This is a genomic window from Nocardioides sp. S5 (assembly GCF_017310035.1).
Taxonomy (GTDB): Bacteria; Actinomycetota; Actinomycetes; order Propionibacteriales; family Nocardioidaceae; genus Nocardioides.
The window spans coordinates 364,333-383,600 of the sequence record NZ_CP022296.1; the positions used below are offsets into that span (position 1 = coordinate 364,333).

At 73.2% G+C, this 19,268-nt stretch carries 21 protein-coding genes; 11 read left to right on the top strand and 10 right to left on the bottom strand.

Annotation, left to right across the window (positions count from 1 at the left end; translation table 11 throughout):
* Positions 1 to 46: 46 nt before the first annotated feature.
* Positions 47 to 1,414 carry an MFS transporter gene (locus tag CFI00_RS01820; RefSeq protein WP_207083605.1) on the bottom strand — a complete coding sequence of 456 codons (1,368 nt, stop codon included), beginning with the start codon at positions 1,412 to 1,414 and terminating at the stop codon, positions 47 to 49.
* Between the two features lie 75 nt (positions 1,415 to 1,489).
* Here CFI00_RS01820 and CFI00_RS01825 point away from each other — a divergent pair, with 75 nt between their 5' ends.
* Positions 1,490 to 2,524, top strand: coding sequence for an LLM class flavin-dependent oxidoreductase (locus CFI00_RS01825; RefSeq protein WP_207083606.1), 1,035 nt, complete (start codon positions 1,490 to 1,492; stop codon positions 2,522 to 2,524).
* A 1-nt stretch (position 2,525) separates the two neighbouring features.
* On the opposite strand, the gene CFI00_RS01830 is transcribed toward CFI00_RS01825, so the two are convergent.
* From CFI00_RS01830 to CFI00_RS01850, 5 genes are all read right to left on the bottom strand, one after another.
* Entirely contained in the window at positions 2,526 to 2,921 is a 396-nt protein-coding gene (locus CFI00_RS01830) for a low affinity iron permease family protein (RefSeq protein ID WP_207083607.1), read from the bottom strand.
* A gap of 62 nt (positions 2,922 to 2,983) precedes the next feature.
* Entirely contained in the window at positions 2,984 to 5,398 is a 2,415-nt protein-coding gene (locus CFI00_RS01835) for an FtsX-like permease family protein (RefSeq protein WP_207083608.1), read from the bottom strand.
* The gene (locus CFI00_RS01840) at positions 5,398 to 6,147 is read right to left on the bottom strand and encodes an ABC transporter ATP-binding protein (RefSeq protein WP_207083609.1); all 750 of its coding nucleotides are present in this window, start codon (positions 6,145 to 6,147) and stop codon (positions 5,398 to 5,400) included. Before CFI00_RS01840 ends, CFI00_RS01835 begins: the two co-directional genes overlap by 1 nt.
* A 111-nt stretch (positions 6,148 to 6,258) precedes the next feature.
* Positions 6,259 to 6,939 carry a response regulator transcription factor gene (locus CFI00_RS01845; protein WP_277988343.1) on the bottom strand — a complete coding sequence of 227 codons (681 nt, stop codon included), beginning with the start codon at positions 6,937 to 6,939 and terminating at the stop codon, positions 6,259 to 6,261.
* Positions 6,936 to 8,099: a sensor histidine kinase gene (locus CFI00_RS01850; RefSeq protein WP_207083610.1), complete on the bottom strand. Its 1,164-nt coding sequence runs from the start codon at positions 8,097 to 8,099 to the stop codon at positions 6,936 to 6,938. The genes CFI00_RS01845 and CFI00_RS01850 overlap by 4 nt, the downstream gene beginning before the upstream one ends.
* Positions 8,100 to 8,190: 91 nt before the next feature.
* On the opposite strand from CFI00_RS01850, the gene CFI00_RS01855 reads away from it, so the two are divergent.
* From CFI00_RS01855 to CFI00_RS01875, 5 genes are read left to right on the top strand one after another with little or no spacing between them, the layout of a single operon-like run.
* Positions 8,191 to 8,346: a hypothetical protein gene (locus CFI00_RS01855; RefSeq protein ID WP_191194160.1), complete on the top strand. Its 156-nt coding sequence runs from the start codon at positions 8,191 to 8,193 to the stop codon at positions 8,344 to 8,346.
* 1 nt (position 8,347) lies between these two features.
* Positions 8,348 to 8,803 carry a RidA family protein gene (locus CFI00_RS01860; protein WP_207083611.1) on the top strand — a complete coding sequence of 152 codons (456 nt, stop codon included), beginning with the start codon at positions 8,348 to 8,350 and terminating at the stop codon, positions 8,801 to 8,803.
* Positions 8,804 to 9,664 carry an NUDIX hydrolase gene (locus CFI00_RS01865; RefSeq protein ID WP_207083612.1) on the top strand — a complete coding sequence of 287 codons (861 nt, stop codon included), beginning with the start codon at positions 8,804 to 8,806 and terminating at the stop codon, positions 9,662 to 9,664.
* A 7-nt stretch (positions 9,665 to 9,671) separates the two neighbouring features.
* Entirely contained in the window at positions 9,672 to 10,484 is an 813-nt protein-coding gene (locus CFI00_RS01870) for an MBL fold metallo-hydrolase (RefSeq protein ID WP_207083613.1), read from the top strand.
* A gap of 39 nt (positions 10,485 to 10,523) precedes the next feature.
* Positions 10,524 to 11,057 (top strand): TIGR03086 family metal-binding protein, encoded by a 534-nt coding sequence (locus tag CFI00_RS01875; protein WP_207083614.1) that lies wholly within the window; start codon positions 10,524 to 10,526, stop codon positions 11,055 to 11,057.
* A gap of 79 nt (positions 11,058 to 11,136) precedes the next feature.
* Here CFI00_RS01875 and CFI00_RS01880 read toward each other — a convergent pair whose 3' ends face one another.
* The 3 genes from CFI00_RS01880 to CFI00_RS01890 all read right to left on the bottom strand — a co-directional run bounded on the left by CFI00_RS01880 (position 11,137) and on the right by CFI00_RS01890 (position 13,695).
* The gene (locus tag CFI00_RS01880) at positions 11,137 to 12,411 is read right to left on the bottom strand and encodes a PD40 domain-containing protein (RefSeq protein WP_207083615.1); all 1,275 of its coding nucleotides are present in this window, start codon (positions 12,409 to 12,411) and stop codon (positions 11,137 to 11,139) included.
* On the bottom strand, positions 12,408 to 12,905 hold the full coding sequence (locus CFI00_RS01885) for a SigE family RNA polymerase sigma factor (protein WP_242532633.1): 498 nt from the start codon (positions 12,903 to 12,905) through the stop codon (positions 12,408 to 12,410). Before CFI00_RS01885 ends, CFI00_RS01880 begins: the two co-directional genes overlap by 4 nt.
* A 112-nt stretch (positions 12,906 to 13,017) precedes the next feature.
* Complete coding sequence (locus tag CFI00_RS01890; RefSeq protein WP_207083617.1) at positions 13,018 to 13,695, bottom strand: Crp/Fnr family transcriptional regulator; 678 nt, start codon at positions 13,693 to 13,695, stop codon at positions 13,018 to 13,020.
* A 223-nt stretch (positions 13,696 to 13,918) separates the two neighbouring features.
* Here CFI00_RS01890 and nth point away from each other — a divergent pair, with 223 nt between their 5' ends.
* Genes nth through CFI00_RS01910 form a run of 4 tightly spaced genes read left to right on the top strand, consistent with a single transcriptional unit; the run spans position 13,919 to position 17,113 of the window.
* A complete protein-coding gene (gene nth / locus CFI00_RS01895) occupies positions 13,919 to 14,575 on the top strand; it encodes an endonuclease III (protein WP_207085333.1) in 657 nt (218 codons plus the stop codon).
* Positions 14,572 to 15,198, top strand: a complete 627-nt coding sequence (locus tag CFI00_RS01900; RefSeq protein ID WP_207083618.1) for a TlpA disulfide reductase family protein — start codon at positions 14,572 to 14,574, stop codon at positions 15,196 to 15,198. The genes nth and CFI00_RS01900 overlap by 4 nt, the downstream gene beginning before the upstream one ends.
* Positions 15,195 to 15,932, top strand: a complete 738-nt coding sequence (locus CFI00_RS01905; RefSeq protein ID WP_242532634.1) for a CoA pyrophosphatase — start codon at positions 15,195 to 15,197, stop codon at positions 15,930 to 15,932. Before CFI00_RS01900 ends, CFI00_RS01905 begins: the two co-directional genes overlap by 4 nt.
* Before the next feature lie 5 nt (positions 15,933 to 15,937).
* The gene (locus CFI00_RS01910) at positions 15,938 to 17,113 is read left to right on the top strand and encodes a MarP family serine protease (protein WP_207083619.1); all 1,176 of its coding nucleotides are present in this window, start codon (positions 15,938 to 15,940) and stop codon (positions 17,111 to 17,113) included.
* Positions 17,114 to 17,241: 128 nt separating this feature from the next.
* On the opposite strand, the gene CFI00_RS01915 is transcribed toward CFI00_RS01910, so the two are convergent.
* Entirely contained in the window at positions 17,242 to 17,646 is a 405-nt protein-coding gene (locus tag CFI00_RS01915; protein WP_207083620.1) for a phage holin family protein, read from the bottom strand.
* Between the two features lie 161 nt (positions 17,647 to 17,807).
* Between CFI00_RS01915 and nhaA the strand changes: the two genes are divergently transcribed.
* The gene (gene nhaA / locus CFI00_RS01920; protein WP_207083621.1) at positions 17,808 to 19,223 is read left to right on the top strand and encodes a Na+/H+ antiporter NhaA; all 1,416 of its coding nucleotides are present in this window, start codon (positions 17,808 to 17,810) and stop codon (positions 19,221 to 19,223) included.
* The last annotated feature ends 45 nt before the right edge of the window (positions 19,224 to 19,268 follow it).

Here is a 19,268-nt window from a genome sequence, read left to right on the forward strand (position 1 = left end):
GGTCGGTCCCTCACACCCCCGTGGGGCCGGCCGGACGCTCGTCGTCTCACCTGCGTACGCCGGTGCGCGACGCGGCGACGACGCCCAGCACCCCGGCCGCGGCCGCCATCGTGAAGACCGCGAGGAACGGATCGGCCCCCGTGCGCTCGGTGACGGCGAAGACCGCGCCGGCCAGCGACAGGGCCAGCGCGGCCCCGAGCGAGTCGGCGACCGAGAGCGCGGACGAGTTGAAGCCGCGGTCACGGTCCGACGACGCCTCGAGCATGGCGACGCCGGTGCGGGGGTAGGCGAATCCCATGCCGGCCCCGGCGAGGACGTACGCCGCTCCCGGCAGCAGGGCGGACGGCTGCGCGCCCGCGTCGACCAGCAGCACGGAGGCGGCCAGGCAGGCGGTGCCGACCAGCACGAGCGACGTGCCGACGAGCATCGCCCGCGGGTGCGAGACACGCTCGCCGAGCCGTGACTGCACCTGGCTGGTCGTGGCCCACACGACGCCCACGCAGGTGAGCGCGATGCCGGCGCGGCCGGGGCCGAGGTCCCAGTGGTCCTGCAGGACGTAGACGATGTAGGCCTCGGCACAGAAGAAGACCGCGCTCAGCAGGCCGCGGGTGGCGACCACGGCGGGGAGCCCGGGGGCGGCACGCCGGGTGCCGGCCGGGAGCAGCCGGCCCAGCGCCACCCACACCAGCGCCAGCGCCAGCAGCGCGCCCAGGGCGGTGGTGCCGGTCGCGGAGCCGAGCAGCTCGAGCACCAGCACCGCGACGGCGCCGAGGACCGCCCACCACAGCCGCGACCGCGGGGTCGCCGTGCCCTCCGCGTGCGGCTCGAGGCCGCGGAGCGCTGGGGCGAGCATCGCCAGCGCCACCACGACGAGGGCCACCGCGCCCAGGAAGACCCATCGCCAGCTCCACACGTCGGCCACCAGCGCTGCGAGCCCGGGACCGAAGAGGGCCGGCAGCACCCACGCGGCGGCGAAGGACGCGAAGACCGCGGGTCGCAGCGCCGGCGGGTAGACGAGGCCGACGATGACGTAGAGCCCGACGGTGAGGGCCCCGCCGCCGAGGCCCTGGAGCACGCGGCCGGCGAGCAGCACCTCCATCGACGGCGCGAGGCCGCACACGAGCAGGCCGGCGGAGAACAGCGCCATCGACGCGAGCAGCGGCACCACCGGGCCGGTCCGGTCGCTCCACGTCCCGGCGGCGACCATCCCGACCACCCCGCTCGCCAGGGGTGCGGCGAAGGCCAGCGCGTAGAGGCCGAGCCCGTCGAGGTCGCGCGCCACGGTCGGCATGACCGTGGCGACCGCCATCGCCTCGAAGGCCACGAAGGCGATCAGGCCGAACATCGCGACGGTCGTCGCGGCGTAGGCGGGGGAGAGGATCCGCTCGCGCGGCGATGACGTGGTGGCACTCACGTCGAGGACGCTAGGACCTCACGGGCACCTGAGGTCAATCGGAATATCCGCGGGCGCCGAACTGCTGCACCGACAGTGACTGCCCTCTCCGTGCTCGACCTCGTGACCGTCCGCAGCGACCAGACCACCGGCGACGCGCTCGCCGCCTCCCGGAGCCTCGCGCAGGTCGCCGACGAGCTCGGCTACCGCCGCTACTGGGTCGCCGAGCACCACAACATGCCGGCGGTCGCGTCGACCAACCCGCCGGTCATCATCGCGATGCTCGCCGCGGCCACCTCGCGGATCCGCGTCGGCTCGGGCGGCGTGATGCTGCCCAACCACGCGCCGCTCGTGGTCGCCGAGCAGTTCGCGCTCCTCGAGGCGGCGTACCCCGGCCGCATCGACCTCGGCCTGGGCCGTGCGCCCGGCACCGACCCGCTGACCAGGTACGTCCTGCGCGGCGGCAGCGCGGAGTCGGCCGACGATGCCGTCACCCGCTTCCCGGAGTACGTCGACGACATCCGCACCCTGATGTCGACCGAGGGCGTCGAGGTGCAGATCGGCCCGCGCCGCCAGCCCCTGCGCGCCACGCCGTCGGCACGCAGCGTCGCCGACGTGTGGCTGCTCGGGTCGTCGGACTACTCCGCCCGCCTCGCGGCCGAGAAGGGCCTGCCCTACGTCTTCGCCCACCACTTCTCCGGCGAGGGCACCGGCGCTGCGCTCGACCTCTACCGCTCGACCTACCGTCCCTCGCCCGAGCACCCGGAGCCCCGCACCTTCCTCACCGTCAACGCCGTCGTCGCCGAGACCGAGGAGGAGGCACGCCGCCGGGCGCTGCCCAACGTGCAGCAGATGATCGCGCTGCGCACCGGCGCCCCGCTGCACCCGCAGCGCCTGGTCGAGCAGGCCGAGGCCGTGGAGATGACGCCCGAGCAGCGCTCGGTCGGCACTGCGATGGCACGCCGCTGGGTCGTGGGATCACCCGAGCAGGCGCGCGAGCAGCTCGCGGAGCTCGCGGAGACCTACGGCGTCGACGAGGTCATGGTGCACCCCGTCGCGGGTGCGGCGACCGGGACCGACGTACGCACCTCGCCAGCGCGTGAGGAGACGCTGCGGCTGCTGGTGGCGTAGGTCAGTGCCGCTCCTCCAGGCCCACGGCCTCGCGCAAGTTCTCCGCGGCCTCGCGGAGCTCGGGGTCGTCAGCGGCGCGTGAGTCCATCAGCGCGGCGAGCGCATCGGCGATGACGTTGAGCTTCTCCTGCATGGCCTCGGTGTTGCGGCGCCCGGCGTTCTCCAGCAGCACGAGCAGCAGCAGCGAGAGCACCGCGCCGAAGGTGTGGATCGCGAGCTCCCACTTGGTCGTGGACTTCCACAGCGGGTAGCTGGCCGCCCAGATCACCACGATCGCCATGACGACGGCGAAGAAGGGCGCCCGGCTGATGGCCTTCGTCGACAGCTCGACGAACTTCTCGAAGGGGTCGAGGCCCTTCTGGTTCTTGCGGCTCTCGGCCGCGTCGGTGCGCTCCATGCCCGGAATCTAGTGCCGCCGGGCACTCCGCGTCCCCACCCCGGCGGCACGACCGGCACCCGTCAGTCCGCGGCGAGCCCGGCCGCCGGCGTCACGAGGGCCGCGCGGCGGGCGGGCACGACGCACGCGGCGAGGCCGGCGAGACCCGCGACGGCGCCGACCGCGCCCACCTGCCACACGGGCACGGTGAACCCGGCACCCTCGACGACGCTGCCCACCATCACCTGCACGCCGATCCACGCGAACACCAGGCCGAGGGCCGTGCCGAGGACGGTCGCTGCGGCCGAGAGCAGCAGTCCTTCGGCGGCCATCGCGTGCCGCAGCTGCCGACGGGTGAGTCCCATGGCCCGCAGCAGCGCGTTCTCCCGGGCACGCTCGAGCACCGAGAGGCCGAGCGTGTTGGCGATGCCGACCAGCGCGATGATGATCGCGACGGCCATCAGCCCGATGACGGCGCCGGTCATGATGTCGAGCTGGACGTAGACCCAGCTGCGGTTGCCGAAGCCGCCGTCCAGCTCGGCGTCGGCCGTCCCGGCGAGTGCCGCGAGGTCGCCCGTCAGGTCCTCGGAGTCCGCGCCGTCAGTGGCGCGCGCCCAGACCGCCGTCGGACGGGCCCCGGCGTCGAGCACCGCCAGCGTGGCCGGCGAGACCAGGCCCGCCCGGCCCCAGCCGCTGCCGGTCTCGACACGGAGCGTGTGCTCGCGACCGGCGACCACCACGGAGAGCTCGCGGTCCTCCCACACCCGGTCGGCAAGCCGCGCGGGGAGCTCCTCGACGACTGCGTAGGGCAGCAGCACCGTCCCGTCGGGCGGGGACAGGTCGGCAGGACCGCGTACGACGACGTCGTCCCCGGCCGAGCCCAGCAGCGGGACCTCCAGCCCGCCGGCCTCCGCCACGGTGCCGTCCAGGACCCGCGCGTCGGAGACGCCTTCGGTCCCGGCCACCCGGTCCACCAGGGACGTCTCGAGCGGTGCGCCGACGGCGGTGAGGGTGGCGTCGAGCGGATAGGAGTCGTCCATGTCGCGGTCGATAGCGGTCCGTGACGACGCCAGGCCGGTGAGGATCGCGGTGGTGAGGGTGACGCCCACGAGCAGCGACGCGGCGGTCGTCGCCGTGCGCCGCGGGTTGCGCACGGCGTTGCCGGTGGCGAGCCGGCGCACCGGGCCGCCGCCAGGCAGGTGGTCGGCGAGCCGGATCAGGCGGGGGACCAGCACCGGCCCCACGAGCAGGACGCCGACGAAGGAGACCATGCCGCCGGCCAGCATCGCCGGCACCGAGCTCACGGAGACCGCCAGGGCGAGCAGGGCGCCGCCACCGACGAGGCAGAGGGCAGCGAGGCCGAGGCGCCAGCGGCCCGCAGCCGAGCGGACGTCGACGCCGGTGTCGGGGCGCAGCGCGGCCAGCGGGGCGACCCGCGTCGCCGAGCGCGTGGGCAGCCAGGCGGCCCCGAGCGTGACCAGCGTGCCGACGGCGAACGCCGACAGTGCCCACACGGGGTCGATCGCAGCGGCGCCCATGTCGCTGAACCAGCGCCCGACCAGCGCCACCAGCCCGACACCGGCCGCGGCCCCGACGACGACCCCGACCGTGGCGGCCGCCAGGCCCAGGGCGAGCGCCTCGAGCCGGATCGCGCGGCGCAGCTGGCGGCGGGTGACCCCCACGCAGCGCAGCAGCGCGAAGTCGCGCATCCGCTGGGCGAAGAGGATCGAGAAGGTGTTGGTGATGACCAGCACGCCGACGAAGAGGGCGATCACGACGAAGAGCAGCGCCAGGAGCGCGATGACGTCCACGCCGCGGGAGATCTCGGCCTGGCGGGCAGCCGTCCAGTCGGCGGCCGACTCCACGCCGGCGTCGGGAGCGGTCGCGCGGGCCAGGTCCGCCGACCCGCCCCAGGCGACCGCGTCGACCCAGAGGGTGTCCTCGAAGCGTCGCAGGTCCTCCCACGGCACGTAGAGGGCGGCGGTCCGGGCGGCCGGGCTGTCGACCATGCCGACGACCTCCACGTCGACCGCCGCGTCCCCGGCGCCGACCCGGACGACGTCACCGAGGCGTAAGCCGTTGCTCTTGGCGCGGTTGACGTCGGCCAGGGCCTCGCCCGCCGCGGCAGGGAACCGCCCGTCCTCGAGCTCCTGCCACTGCAGGAGCGGGTCGAGCGACACCTCCGCGACGTCGGCGGCCGCCGCGAGCTGGATGCCGTGGCGGGAGACCGGCTCCATCGCGTAGCCGAGGGTGAGCACCGGGAGGTCGCGGTCGGCCGCCACGTCGACGAGCCGCCTCACCTCGCGCGAGTCGTACGTCGTCACGACCCGGTCGACGCCCGCGACCGGGGCGCCGACGTCGGCGGTCAGGCCGGAGCGGGTGGCGCCGGTGAGCATCCCGACGACCACGATGAAGGCCACGCCGATCGCGACCGCGACCGACGCGGCGACGTACCTGCGGGTGTGGTGGCGCATCGACGCCAGGAGCACGGTGCGCATCAGGCGATCCCTCCGCGCAGCGCGGCGACGAGTGCGTCCTGGTCGGGGTCGGTGAGGTGCGCGGTGACCGCGCCGTCGTGGATGACCACGACGTCGTCGGCGTACGCCGCTGCGTCGAGGCCGTGGGTGACCATCACCACCGTCATGCCGAGCTCGCGGACCGAGCGGCGCAGGTGGCCGAGCACCTCGGCGCTGGCCTCGCTGTCGAGGTTGCCGGTCGGCTCGTCGGCGAAGACGATGTCGGGCTGCGTGACGAGCGCGCGGGCGATCGCGACGCGCTGCTGCTGGCCGCCGGAGAGCTGGCTGGGCAGGTGGCCGAGCCGGTCGGCGAGGCCGAGGACGCCGACCACCTGGTCGTAGCGCTCCCGGTCGACGGCGCGTCCCGCGAGCTCGAGGGGGAGCAGGATGTTCTGCCCCGCGGTGAGCATCGGGAGCAGGTTGAAGGCTTGGAAGACGAAGCCGATGTGCTCGCGTCGGAAGAGGGTCAGCGCGGTGTCGTCGAGTCCGGCGAGGTCGCGCCCGGCGACGGTGACGGTGCCGGAAGTGGCGGTGTCGAGCCCGGCCAGGCAGTGCATGAGGGTGGACTTGCCGGAGCCGCTGGGCCCCATGATCGCGGTGAAGCGACCGGCCGGCAGGTCGAGGTCGACGCCGCGGAGGGCGTGGACGGTGCTGTCACCGTCGCCGTAGGTGCGGGTCAGCCCGCGCGCGCTGGCGGCCGTCGCGGTGGTCTGGTCGAGTGTCGTCGTCATGGGGTCAACGCTCGTCGTCGGCGGTCCCGCGATCGTCGGTCCCGGGCACGGACCTGCGGTCGGTCCGCGGTCGTACGCCGGCGCGCGGCGTACGACCCGGGGAGGACGGGGTCAGGGAGCCACGAGCCCGGACTCGTAGCCCAGCACCACGAGCTGGACCCGGTCACGCGAGCCGGTCTTGGCCAGGATCCGCCCGACGTGCGTCTTGACGGTCGTCTCGGCGACGACGAGGTCGGCCGCGATCTCGGTGTTGGTGCGCCCGCGCGCGATGAGGGTCAGCACCTCGACCTCCCGCTCGGTGAGGTGCCTGAGGCGGTCGTCGTGCGCGGCGGGTGCCGCGGGATCGGGCAGTGCGGCGAAGTGCTCCAGGAGCCTGCGGGTGGTGCTGGGGGCGACCACTGCGTCACCACCCTGGACCGACCGGATCGCGCCCAGCAGGTCGGGCGGCGCGGCGTCCTTGAGCAGGAACGCGGAGGCGCCGGCGCGGATCGCGGCGAAGGCGTACTCGTCGAGGTCGAAGGTGGTCAGCACGATCACGCGCGGCGCCTCGGGCTGCGCCAGCAGCTGCCGGGTCGCCTCGACGCCGTCGAGCCGGGGCATCCGGACGTCCATCAGCACGACGTCGGCGGCCGTGACCGCGAGCCGCTCCAGCGCCTCGCCGCCGTCGCCCGCCTCGCCCACCACGACCATGTCGTCCTGGCTCTCCACCAGCATCCGGAAGCCGGCGCGCACCATCTGCTGGTCGTCGACCAGGAAGACCCGGATCGGTGCCGTCACGGACTGCTCGCTCACAGCGGCAGCCTCGCAGACACCGTGAACCCGCCACCCGCGGCGGGTCCGGCCTGCAGCGTGCCGCCGTGCACGGCGGCACGCTCGCGCATCCCGGTGAGGCCCAACCCGCGCCCGTCGGAGGATGCGGCCGCACCGCGCCCGTCGTCGCGCACCTCCACCTCGACCGCGCGCCCGACGGTGACGCGCAGCGCCACCGTGGCGCTGGGACCGGCGTGCTTGCGCACGTTGGTCAGCGACTCCTGCACGATCCGGTACGCCGCCAGCCCGACACCGTCCGGGACGTCCGGCGCAGCCTCCGGGAGGTCGGCGTCGACCTGCATCCCGGCGGCCCGGGCCTCGTCGACGAGGTGGCGTACGTCGTCGAGGCCGGGCTGCGGCGCGACGCCGGTGTCGCCGTCGCGCAGCAGACCCAGCAGCCGGCGCATCTCCGTCAGCGACTCGCGACCGGTGCTCGAGATCGTCGCCAGCGTGCCGACGGCGACGTCGGGGTCCTTGGCGGCGGCGTAGCGGGCGCCGTCGGCCTGCACCACGATCACCGACAGGCCGTGCGCGACCACGTCGTGCATCTCGCGGGCGATGCGCGAGCGCTCGTCGCGCGCCGCCAGCTCCACCTCGCGCTCGGCGATCCGCTCGGCCTGCTCGGCGCGCGCGACCAGCGAGGCGACGTACCTCTCCCGCTGCTGGGCGGCGAAGCCGAGTGCCCAGGCAGAGGTGACGATCGCGCTGATGGTGACGACGTAGGGCACCAGGGCCTCGAGGGTGACGGTCGGGGCGCCCAGGCCGCCGATCCAGCTCCAGGCGGCGACCAGCGACCCGGTGTAGCCGATGAGCAGCGCCGCGACACCGTGCGGTCGCGGGCCCCATCTGGCCACGGAGTACGTCGCTACCGGGAAGGCCAGCTGACCGAAGATCGGCGTGTCGTGGAGGGGTGCCTGGGCGGCGCTCGCGAGTGCGACCACCGCGAAGACCGCGCTGGGGTGGGCGCGACGCCACCACAGGGGAGCCACCTGCGCGGCCGTGAGGAGCGCGGCGAGCGGCTCCTCGGCCGTCAGGTGGCCCAGGAACCCCGTGACCAGCAGGCCCAGGGTCAGGGCTGCGTCGAACAGCCACCGGCCGCGTGGGCCGAGCCGCCAGGGGTGGGAGTCCCGGTGATCGCGCATGTGCGGACCCTAGACGCCGGGCGCGGCCGGCACGTCAGACCACGGGAGGACGCCGCGCGGCGGCGGGCGGGGCCCGAGTAGGGTGCGATCCATGACCCAGTGGGAATACCAGGTGGCGCCGATTCCGCTCCACAACGAAGCGCTCATGCTCAACAACTTCGGCCAGGACGGATGGGAGCTGGTGGCGATCCACACCAACGCCCAGGGTGGCCTGGTGGCCTTCCTCAAGCGCGCGAAGGCGGCCTGACGTGTCGGCCGAGGCGCGCCTCGCCGAGCTCGGCATCACCGTCCCGGAGGTCGTGCCTCCGGTGGCGGCCTACCAGCCCACGGCCCGCAGCGGGAACCTCGTCTTCACCGCCGGCCAGCTGCCCGCGCGCGACGGCGAGATGATCGCCGTCGGCAAGCTCGGCGGCGAGGTCAGCGAGGATCAGGGCTACGAGTGCGCGCGCCAGTGCGCGCTCAACGCGCTCGCCGCGGTGAAGGCCGAGATCGGCTCGCTGGACCAGGTCAAGCGCGTGGTGAAGGTCGTCGTCTTCGTCGCCTCCACCCCTGACTTCACCGGCCAGCCCAAGGTCGCCAACGGTGCGTCCGAGCTGTTCGGTCAGGTCTTCGGTGAGGCCGGCAAGCATGCGCGGTCCGCCGTCGGCGTCTCCGTGCTGCCGCTCGACGTGCCGGTCGAGGTCGAGATCGTCGTCGAGGTCTGAGTGCAGCGCCTCCCGCTGCCCGACGCCTTCGTCGCCCAGGCCAGGGCGTACGCCTCGGGTGACGCCGCTCCGGCCGAGCCGCGCGACGCGGCCACGGTGGTGCTGCTGCGCCCCGGAGCGACCGGACCCGATGTCTACCTCCTGCGCCGGCAGACCTCGATGGCCTTCGCCGGCGGGATGTGCGTCTTCCCCGGCGGCGGCGTCGACCCGCGCGACTTCGACGACGAGCTCGTCGACCGCGGGCTCTGGGCCGGGCCGGACCCCACGGAGTGGGCGGAGCGGCTCGGCTGCGAGGAGGCGAAGGCCCGCGCGCTGGTGTGTGCGGCCGTGCGGGAGACCTTCGAGGAGTCCGGCGTGCTGCTCGCCGGCACCGGCGCGGACTCCGTCGTCGCCGACACGACGGGCGACGACTGGGAGGCCGACCGGCTCGCCCTGGAGTCGCGTGCGATCTCGTTGACGGAGTTCCTCGAGAAGCGCTCGCTCGTGCTGCGCACCGACCTGCTCGGCGCGTGGTCGGGCTGGTTGACCCCGGTCTTCGAGCCGCGGCGCTACCGGACGTGGTTCTTCGTCGCGCGGCTGCCGGAGGGCCAGGTCACCCGTGACGTGTCCACCGAGTCGTCGTCGGTGACGTGGACCGGCGCGCTCGACGCGGTCGCCCAGGTCGAGCAGGAGGAGATCCTGATGCTGCCGCCGACCTGGCTGACCTGCCTCGAGATCGGCCGGCTCGCCGATCCCGACGCGGTGCTCGCGGCGGCGCAGGACCGCATCGTCGACATGTTCATGCCCGAGGTCGTGGCCGACGGTGACGAGTTCATCCTGTCCACGCCGCCGCACTACACCGCGCTGATGGCCTCCCGGTGAGCCGGCGATGAGCTGGAGCGGCGGCTCCTTCGGCGACACCGGCACCTGCGTGCTGGCGCCGAATGCGGACGTGATGACCCTCGACGGCACCAACACGTGGGTGCTGCGCGACCCGTCCTCCTCGCGCTCCGTGGTCGTCGACCCCGGACCCTCGATCACCCGCCACCTCGACGCCATCGACGCTGCCGCCGGCGACGTGGCCGTCGTGCTGCTGACCCACCACCACGCCGACCACAGCGAGGCGGCACGGGAGTACGCCGAACGCCACGGGTGCGGCGTACGCGCCCTCGACCCGGCGCACCGGCTCGGCTCCGAGGGACTGGGCGAGGCCGACGTGGTGTCGGTCGGCGACCTCGAGGTGCACGTGGTGGCGACGCCGGGCCACACGGCCGACTCGCTCTCCTTCGTCGTGCCGCAGGACCGGGCGGTGCTGACCGGCGACACCGTGCTGGGGCGCGGCACCACCGTCGTCGCGCACCCCGACGGCCAGCTCGGGGCCTACCTCTCCTCCCTCGAGCGGCTCCACGCGCTGTGCGGCGAGCAGGGGATCACGACGGTGTGGCCGGGGCACGGGCCCGTGATCGACGACGCCCTCGGGGCGCTCGACTTCTACCTCGCCCACCGCAAGCAGCGTCTCGACCAGGTCCGCGACGCGCTGCGCGACCTGCACGCGATCGCCCGCGAGGGTGGCGCCTTCCCGCACGAGACGCTGCCGCGCGCGATCGTGGAGATCGTCTACGCCGACGTCGACCCCGTGCTGTGGGGCGCCGCAGAGCTCTCGGTGCGCGCGCAGCTGGCCTACCTCACCTCCCCGAAGTAGGGCTTGCGCGCACGCCTCCGGCAGGAGTGGAGTGGGGGCATGGACACCCAGCACCGGTCCGTCGTCGTCCTGTCCCACGCGCTCGACCAGGCCGGCGACGCGCTCACGGCCGTCCATGCGGACGACTGGGACCGGCCGACGCCGTGCGAGGGCTGGACCGTGCGCCAGCTGGCCGACCACCTCGCGGCGGCGCCGCAGCACTTCCTGCAGCTGGCCCGCGGCGAGGAGGTCGACTGGGCGTCGGGCACAGGAGTCGAGCCCTACGCCCTCGCCGCGCACTTCCGCTCGCACGCCGACGACCTCATCCACCACTGGCACGGCCAGCCCGACGACCGCGTGGCGCAGGCCGACTGGCAGACCGCCGAGCTCGGGGTCCACACCTGGGACCTCGTCCGCGCGCTCGGGCGACCGCTCGCTCTCGACGACGAGGTGGCCGAACGCGGGCTGGCCTTCATCCAGCAGGGGCTGACCGCGGACAACCGCGGCGCTGCCTTCGGTCCGCCGGTCGGCGTGGCGGAGGACGCGTCGGCGTACGACCGGCTGGTGGCGTTCGCGGGGCGCGATCCGCACTGACCGTCGTACCGCCTCCCGCTCGGTAGTCCACCGGGAAGGGGTCGTTCGACGGCGTAGGTAGCAACCGTCTTCCGGTGGACTACGCGAACCGGCGCCAGAGCCACCGCAGCGCGAGCAGCAGCGCGATCGCCGCTGCCACGCCCAGGCCGATGAAGAGCGAGAGCTCGATCCCCAGCGGCGTCGGCGGACCGTCGCCGAAGTCGTGGGTGAGCTCCTGCGACGAGGTGCCGTCGAGGTCGGGGACGAGGTCGACGGCGAGGCTGAGCGAGGTGGCGATGTCCGCGTCGACGCGGCCGACGGAGCGGCGCCACGTGCTGGTGTCGCTCACGGTGGTGGTGGTGACCACGAGCTCGCCGGCCCCTCCTCGCAGGTTCTGCACCAGCAGCACCTGCAGGCGGTGGTCGATCCAGCCGAGGGGATGGATGTCGACCGCTTCGAAGGTGTCCTCCGGGAACGGGTGCTGCAGCAGCTCGCCGGCATCCGCGTCCCACGTGTACGACGACGTGTCCGCGAACGTCCGGAGGGCGACGTGGCGGCCGTCCGGGGAGAAGGCGCCCGCCTCGATCCTCGGTCGGGAGTGGACGCTGACCGGCGTGCGGTCCGGCTCGGCCAGGAGGAGCTCTCCAGCCACCCGCCCGACGAGCGCGGATCCATCGTCTGCCACCGCGACGCTGACAGTGTCCGAAGGAACACGGACCTGGAGCGGTCGGCCGTCTGCGACGAGGACCCTGCCGAGCAAGGCCTGGAGACCGTCCTGGGTGGTCGCGATCCAGGCGAGCCAGCGTCCGTCCGGTGACCAGCTGAGCTCGCTCAGCTGCAGGCGTTGGCTGTCATCTGAGAAGGCTCGCACGGAGCGTCCGGTCTCGAGGTCCACCAGGGTGAGGTAGGTGCCCGACTCGGGAGATCCATCCTGATAGGCGATCGTCCGCCCGTTGTGGGACAGCGCCAGCCCCGTCAGCGTCTGGTCCCAGCCCGGCAGCCCCATCCGGTGCGCCACCCCGTCGGTCGCCGTGATGACGACGGCGTCACCCGAGGCAGACACAAAAGCCGCCGAGGCCCGCCCCACGGCGAGGTCCGTGGTCACCTCGAGGTCATCGGGGACGTCCTCGATCCGGCTCGGGATCGCACCGGCGTCCGGCACCTCGCCCGACGCCGTACGCGCCTCCCGGTCCGATGTGGACCACATCGCGACGCCGCCGCCGACGGAGGCGAAAACCACCAGGACCGCAGCCACGGCGAGCGCCTGCGCGCGGCGGCGGGCGGCCTGCCCGCGACGCCAGAGGTCGTCGGAGACGGGGAGCGGCGTGACCTCGTCGGCCACGTGGTGCATCCGGGTGCGCAGGTCGTCGCTCATGCGTCTGCTCCGATCAGGTCGGCCAGCTCGGGGGCCAGCGTCCGCAGCCGGGCCAGCGCGTGCCGGGTCGTCGACTTCACGGTGCTCGTCGAGAGGTCGAGCGCACGTGCGGTCTCGACCTCGGTCAGGTCCTCGTAGAAGCGCAGCACCAGCACGGTCCGCTGCTTGGCGGTGAGCCGGGCCAACGCCTGGTCGAGGGTCAGCCGCAGGTCGGTGTCGACGGCGGCGGCCGCGCCGTCGTGCCCGAGCAGCGGCGACTCGGCGAAGCGGCGGCGTCGCCACCAGGAGATGTTCTGGTGGTACATCGCGCGCCGGACGTAGGCCTCGGGCGAGGTGTGGATCCGCTTCCAGTGCCTCGCCGCCTGCAGCAGCGCGGCCTGCACGAGGTCCTGCGCGAGGTGGTGGTCGCCGCTCAGCAGGTACGCCGTCCGCGACAGGGCGGCCTGCCGCCCGGCCACGAAGGCGTCGAATCCCGCCTCGTCCCCTGTGATCACGTCGAACCTCCCCCGCATCAGCACCTCACCACGTACGACGCGCGCTGGCGTCGTGCCGGGTGGCAGTGGCTCGGAAGAAGTTCTGGGGCCGCCGGGAGTCAGGTGTGGTGTGTCAGCGGGCGCGGCGCGAGAGGCGCTCGAGGTCCATGATCACCACGGAGCGGGGCTCCAGGCGGAGCCAGCCGCGCGAGGCGAAGTCGGCGAGCGCCTTGTTGACCGTCTCGCGGGAGGCGCCGACCAGCTGGGCGAGCTCCTCCTGGGTGAGGTCGTGGTGGACGTGGACGCCGTCGTCGGCGGTGCGGCCGAAGCGGTCGGCGAGGTCGAGCAGTGCCTTGGCGACACGACCGGGGACGTCGGAGAAGACGAGGTCGGCGACGACGTCGTTGGACTTGCGCAGCCGGCCGGCGAGCTGGGACAGCAGCCCGCGGGCGACCATCGGCCGGCCGTCGAGCCACTTGAGGAGGTCGTCGTGGGACAGCGAGCCGAAGGTGGCGTCGGTGACCGCGGTGACCGTCGCCGAGCGCGGGCCCGGGTCGAAGAGGGAGAGCTCGCCGAACATCTGTCCGGGGCCCATGATGGCCAGGAGGTTCTCGCGGCCGTCGGAGGAGGAGCGACCGAGCTTCACCTTGCCCTCGGTGACGATGTAGAGCCTGTCGCCGGAGTCGCCCTCGTGGAAGAGCACGTCTCCACGGCGCAGCGTGGTCTCGGCCATCGAGTTGCCGAGCGCGGTCGCCGCCTCGTCGTCGAGCGAGCTGAACAGCGGTGCCTGCCGAAGCACGTCGTTGTCCACGTTGATCCTCCAAGTAGTTGCGTCCCGTGCCGGGCCCGGTGCCGAGCCCTCGGGATCGGCACGATCCTAGCCGTGGTCTGGCTCACAACGGCCAGTTAGGGCCGGTGCGGCAGCCGAAGTCGGCGATCGGGGGCGTGTCGGAGCCGGACCGTAGGCTGGGCGCGTGCCTGCCCCCACTGTGAGCGTCAAGCCCGACACGTCGCTGGTGCGCAGGGCTCGCAAGATGGACCGGATCCTCGCCGAGACCTATCCCGACGCCCGCGCAGAGCTCGACTTCACCAACGCCTTCGAGTGCCTGGTGGTCACCGTGGTCTCCGCGCAGACCACCGACCGGCGGGTCAACGCCGCGAGCCCCGCACTGTTCGCGGCCTACCCGACGCCCGAGGCGATGGCCGCCGCTCCCCGCGAGCACATGGAGCAGCTGCTGGGCCCGCTGGGCTTCTTCCGCGCCAAGACCGACTCGGTGCTCAAGCTCAGCCAGGCACTCGTGGAGCGCTTCGACGGCCAGGTGCCCGACCGGCTCGAGGACCTCGTCACCCTCCCGGGGGTCGGGCGCAAGACCGCCAACGTCGTGCTCGGCAACGCGTTCGACAAGCCCGGCATCACCGTCGACACCCACTTCGGCCGCCTCGCGCGCCGCTTCGGCTGGACCGAGGAGACCGACCCGGTGAAGGTCGAGCACGCCGTCGGCGCCCTCTTCCCCAAGCGTGACTGGACGATGCTGTCGCACCACCTCATCTGGCACGGCCGTCGGCGCTGCCACGCCAAGAGGCCCGCGTGCGGTGCCTGCCCGATCGCGCGGCTGTGCCCCTCCTTCGGCGCGGGGCCCACCGACCCGGTCGAGGCGGAGAAGCTCGTGAAGACGCAGGGGCCTGCATGAGCCGTCCCGGTCTCCGAGGGGCCTTCCTCACGGCGCTGCTCGTCGCGTCGCTGACCGCGTGCACGTCCGACGACGGCGGCGGCTTCGACGTACGCCCTCCCGACGTGCAGGTCGACACCCCCGAGCTGCGCAGGGTCAAGGCCCGTATCGGCATGGAGGACTGCGAGCCCGGCACGGGCCAGCCCGTCGAGGGCGGCCTGCCGGAGCTGACGCTCCCGTGCCTCGGCGGCGGGCCCGAGGTCGAGCTGTCGTCGCTGCGGGGCCCGCTGGTGATCAACCTCTGGCAGGCGTTCTGCGAGCCGTGCCGTGACGAGATGCCGGTGCTCGAGGAGTTCCACCAGCAGTACGCCGACCGCGTACGCATCGTCGGCGTCGACTTCAACGACGTGAACCCCGAGGGTGCCATGGCGCTGGCCGAGGAGACCGGGGCGACGTACCCGTCCGTCGCCGACCCGGGCGGCGAGCTGATGGGTGAGAGCACCTTCGCGGTGGCGCGACGCGGCCTGCCGGCCTTCGTCTTCGTCGACGCCGACGGTGTCGTCGTCGGCCAGGACTCCGGCGGCGTCGAGTCGATGGACGAGCTCAAGGGCCTCGTCGCCGAGCACCTCGGGGTCGACCTGTGACGTCCCTCCCGGGGTGGCTGGCCCCGGTGGTCGAGGCCGCCTCCACGATCACGGTCCACGAGCTGACGCGCTTCATGCCGCCCGAGGACGCGGACGCGCGGCTCGGCGCGGTGCTGATGGTGTTCGCCGACCGAGACGACGACCCGAGCGCCCCCGACGACCTCGCCCACCGCGGCGAGCTGCTGCTCACCGAGCGCGCCCACCACATGCGCTCCCACCCCGGCCAGGTGTCCTTCCCCGGCGGATCGCTCGACGACGGCGAGACCCCCGTGGAGGCAGCGCTGCGCGAGGCCCACGAGGAGATCGGCCTCGAGCCCTCCGAGGTGGAGGTCTTCGGCGAGCTGCCCGAGCTGTGGCTGCCGCCCAGCAACTTCGCGGTCACCCCGGTCCTGGGCTACTGGCGCGACCGGGGCCAGGTGCGCATCGCGAGCCCCGACGAGGTGCACGAGATCCACCACGTGGCGATCGCCGAGCTGCTCGACCCCGAGCACCGGATCAACGTGCGTCACCCCAGCGGCTGGACGGGCCCGGGCTTCCTCATCGGCCCCGACAAGGACGTCATCCTGTGGGGCTTCACGGCCGGGATCATCGCCCGGCTGTTCTCCTACCTCGGCTGGGACGAGAACTGGGACCGGGCGCGGGTGCGTGACCTGCCGGACCACATGCTGCAAGGTGAGCCCCGACAGTCCGACCTGGCGCCCAACCCGGCGCCCAACACCAGCCTCGAGGAGTAGCAACGATGAACGTCCTCGACTGGTGCCTGGTCGCACTCGTGGGGATCTACGCGCTCTCGGGCTACTGGCAGGGCTTCATCACCGGCGCGGCGGCCACGGCCGGTCTGCTCATCGGTGGCCTGCTCGGCATCTGGGCGGCACCGCTCGCGCTCGGCGACGCGGCACCCTCGCTGTGGGTCTCGCTCGGCGCGCTCTTCATCGTCATCCTGTCGGCGTCGCTGGGCCAGGCGGTCTTCCAGTGGTTCGGCGCCCGGCTGCGCGACCGCATCACCTGGCAGCCGGTGCGCGCGCTCGACGCCGTGGGCGGGTCCGCGCTGAGCGCCGTCGCCGTGCTGCTCGTCGCGTGGGCGCTCGGCGTCGCTGTCTCCGGCACGCGCATCGGCGCGATCACGCCGCTGGTGCGTGACTCCGCCATCCTGGCCCGCGTCGACCAGACGCTGCCGCCCGACTCCGGCAAGGTGCTGGCGACCTTCAACAACGTCGTCGGCACGACCTTCTTCCCGCGCTACCTCGAGCCCTTCGCCCCGGAGCGGATCGTCGCGGTCAAGCCCGGTGACCCGCGGATGCTCACCGACCCCGACGTGATGGCGGCCGAGACCAGCGTGGTGAAGGTCCGCGGCGCCAACGGCTGCGGCAGCGGCGTCGAGGGCACCGGCTTCTTCTACGCTCCCGGCCGGCTGATGACCAACGCCCACGTCGTCGCCGGCGTCACCCGTCCGGAGGTCGAGGTGGGCGGCTCGAGCGTCGTCGCCTCCGTCGTCCTCTACGACGCCGACCTCGACATCGCCGTGCTCTCGGTGCCCGACGTCGGCGTGCCGCAGCTCGCCTTCGACACCGAGGCCGAGCCGCGCGACCCGATCGCGGTGCTGGGCTATCCCGAGGACGGCCCCTACGACGTGCAGTCCGGCCGCATCCGCGCCGAGCAGCGGCTGCGCTCCCCGGACATCTACGGCGACGGCACCGTGATCCGCCAGGTCTACTCGCTGCGCGCACTCATCCGCCCCGGCAACTCGGGCGGCCCGATCGTCACCTCGGCCGGCGAGGTCGCGGGCCTCGTCTTCGCCGCATCCGTCAGCGACCGGGACACCGGCTACGCGCTGACCGCGAGCCAGGTCGCGGAGTCCGCGGCCGCCGGCGTCACCCGAGAGTCCCCGGTCGACACCGGCACCTGCGTGCGCTGAGACGGCGTACGCCTCCGGGGCTGGCGGTGCGTGAGACAGCTTGCGGGCGCGCGGAACCTGCGTCACTCACCGCCCGGTGCGGGCGGGATGTCGCGTCGCCGGCTGCTCGATCACCGAGGGGCCGAGCGTCAGCCGCGGCCCTTGAGCGCCGAGGGGATCTGCTTGCCCTGCTGGATCGCGCGCTCGGGTGCCTTGACCTGCTTGACCTGCTTGATGCCGACGAAGGCCAGCAGCGCGGCGATGAGGACGTAGAGGCCGAAGACGATCAGGAACGCCCAGTGCAGGTCGAGGCCGGCGCCGTTCCAGTGGATGAAGTAGGCGATCGCGACCGACAGCATGATCACCGCGAGCAGGCCGAGGAAGGCCGCGCCGGCGAAGAGGCCCAGGCCGAGGCCGCCGTGGCGGACGCTGACCTTGATCTCGCTCTTGGCGAGGGCGATCTCCTGGGAGATCAGGGTCGAGATGTCGCGCTGCGCGTCCATGACGAGCTTGCCGAGCGTCGGATCGGTGTCCTTGATCGGTTCGTGGGCCATGTGTGGCGGTCCTTCGGTGAACGCTCGGGGGCTGACGGCTGTGACCCTACCAACGGGTCCGACTAGACTGGGGCCTCAGGTGAGCCGGGAAGTCTGGTCGGCCCGTGACGTGTCGTCGCGGTGACAGTTCCCCGACGACCCCCGAAGGATGCGCCCCCCGCATGGCCTCACGCCAGAACAGTCCCCACGACCCGGCTCCCGACGACGACCTCTGGGAGTCCGGGCCGGTCTACATCGCCAGCAACAAGCCGCTGGCCCGGCTGGTGGCGCGGCCGGTGCGCGAGTTCCTCCGGGTGGAGGCGGCCGGCTCGATCCTGCTGCTGCTCGCCGCGGCCACGGCCCTGATCTGGGCGAACAGCCCGTGGGCGTCGTCCTACGACGCGCTCTGGCACGCCCACCTCGTCATCGACGTCGGCCCGCTGCACCTCGACGAGTCGATCCAGCACTGGGTCAACGACGCGCTGATGGTGATCTTCTTCTTCGTCGTCGGCCTCGAGATCAAGTACGAGCTGGTCAACGGCGACCTGCGCGATCCCAAGACCGCGGCGCTGCCGATCATCGCCGCGATCGGCGGCATGGTGGTGCCCGCCGGCCTCTACCTCGCGCTCAACCCGCCCGGCAGCGACGGCAGCGCCGGCTGGGGCATCCCGATGGCCACCGACATCGCCTTCGCGGTCGGTGTGCTCGGCGTGCTGGGCCGGCGGATCCCGTCCGCGGCACGGCTCTTCCTGCTGACGCTCGCGATCGTCGACGACATCGGCGCGATCCTGGTGATCGCAGTGTTCTACACCAGCGACCTCTCACTGACCTGGCTCGTGATCGCCCTCGGCCTGCTGGCGCTGATGGTCGTCGCCCGGCTGCTGCGGGTGTGGTCGGTCGTGGTCTACGCGATCCTCGGCGTGGGGGTCTGGTTCGCGCTGCTCGAGTCGGGCGTGCACGCCACCCTGGCCGGCGTCGCGATCGGCCTCCTCGCGCCGGCCAAGCCCCTGCTCAACGAGGCGGTGGCGCGGGGCTACGCCACCGACGCGCTGCGTGACCGCCACCTCAACCCCGACGAGCTGGCGCGGCTGCGCTTCCTGCTCAAGGAGTCGGTCTCGGTCGTGGAGCGCCTCATCAGCACGCTCCACCCGCTGTCGGCCTACGTCGTGCTCCCGATCTTCGCCCTGGCCAACGCCGGCGTCGAGCTGGGCGCGATCAGCAAGGTCTTCACCGAGCCGGTGGGCCTCGGCATCATCCTGGGCCTGGTCCTCGGCAAGCCGGTCGGCATCTTCCTGACGTCCTACCTCGCCGTACGCCTCGGCGTCGCGCGCCTGCCCGAGGGCACCTCCTGGCCGATGCTGCTCGGCCTCGGCGCGGTCGCCGGCATCGGCTTCACCGTCTCGATCTTCATCGCCGGGCTGTCCTTCCCGGGTGCCGACCTGCTCACGGAGGAGGCGAAGATCGCGATCCTGCTGGCCTCCCTTTTCGCGGCGGTCGTGGGCATCGTCGTGCTGCTGGCCTCGACCAGCGGCGCGGCCGACGACGAGGAGGACGAGGACGACGCGCTCGACGAGGACCGGGACACCGCCACGCCCTGACGGTGGGCGGTCAGGCCGGCAGCCGTACGACGAAGCGGCAGCCGG

What these genes read in the sequence shown, in the direction of transcription:
- CFI00_RS01850 (WP_207083610.1), bottom strand. Translation starts at nt 8,099, where the DNA reads ATGCGCGATCACCGGGACTCCCACCCCTGGCGGCTCGGCCCACGCGGC.
- CFI00_RS01855 (WP_191194160.1), top strand. Translation starts at nt 8,191, where the DNA reads ATGACCCAGTGGGAATACCAGGTGGCGCCGATTCCGCTCCACAACGAA.
- CFI00_RS01880 (WP_207083615.1), bottom strand. Translation starts at nt 12,411, where the DNA reads ATGAGCGACGACCTGCGCACCCGGATGCACCACGTGGCCGACGAGGTC.
- nth (WP_207085333.1), top strand. Translation starts at nt 13,919, where the DNA reads ATGGACCGGATCCTCGCCGAGACCTATCCCGACGCCCGCGCAGAGCTC.
- CFI00_RS01870 (WP_207083613.1), top strand. Translation starts at nt 9,672, where the DNA reads ATGAGCTGGAGCGGCGGCTCCTTCGGCGACACCGGCACCTGCGTGCTG.
- CFI00_RS01830 (WP_207083607.1), bottom strand. Translation starts at nt 2,921, where the DNA reads ATGGAGCGCACCGACGCGGCCGAGAGCCGCAAGAACCAGAAGGGCCTC.
- CFI00_RS01840 (WP_207083609.1), bottom strand. Translation starts at nt 6,147, where the DNA reads ATGACGACGACACTCGACCAGACCACCGCGACGGCCGCCAGCGCGCGC.
- CFI00_RS01835 (WP_207083608.1), bottom strand. Translation starts at nt 5,398, where the DNA reads ATGCGCACCGTGCTCCTGGCGTCGATGCGCCACCACACCCGCAGGTAC.
- CFI00_RS01910 (WP_207083619.1), top strand. Translation starts at nt 15,938, where the DNA reads ATGAACGTCCTCGACTGGTGCCTGGTCGCACTCGTGGGGATCTACGCG.
- nhaA (WP_207083621.1), top strand. Translation starts at nt 17,808, where the DNA reads ATGGCCTCACGCCAGAACAGTCCCCACGACCCGGCTCCCGACGACGAC.
- CFI00_RS01875 (WP_207083614.1), top strand. Translation starts at nt 10,524, where the DNA reads ATGGACACCCAGCACCGGTCCGTCGTCGTCCTGTCCCACGCGCTCGAC.
- CFI00_RS01915 (WP_207083620.1), bottom strand. Translation starts at nt 17,646, where the DNA reads ATGGCCCACGAACCGATCAAGGACACCGATCCGACGCTCGGCAAGCTC.
- CFI00_RS01900 (WP_207083618.1), top strand. Translation starts at nt 14,572, where the DNA reads ATGAGCCGTCCCGGTCTCCGAGGGGCCTTCCTCACGGCGCTGCTCGTC.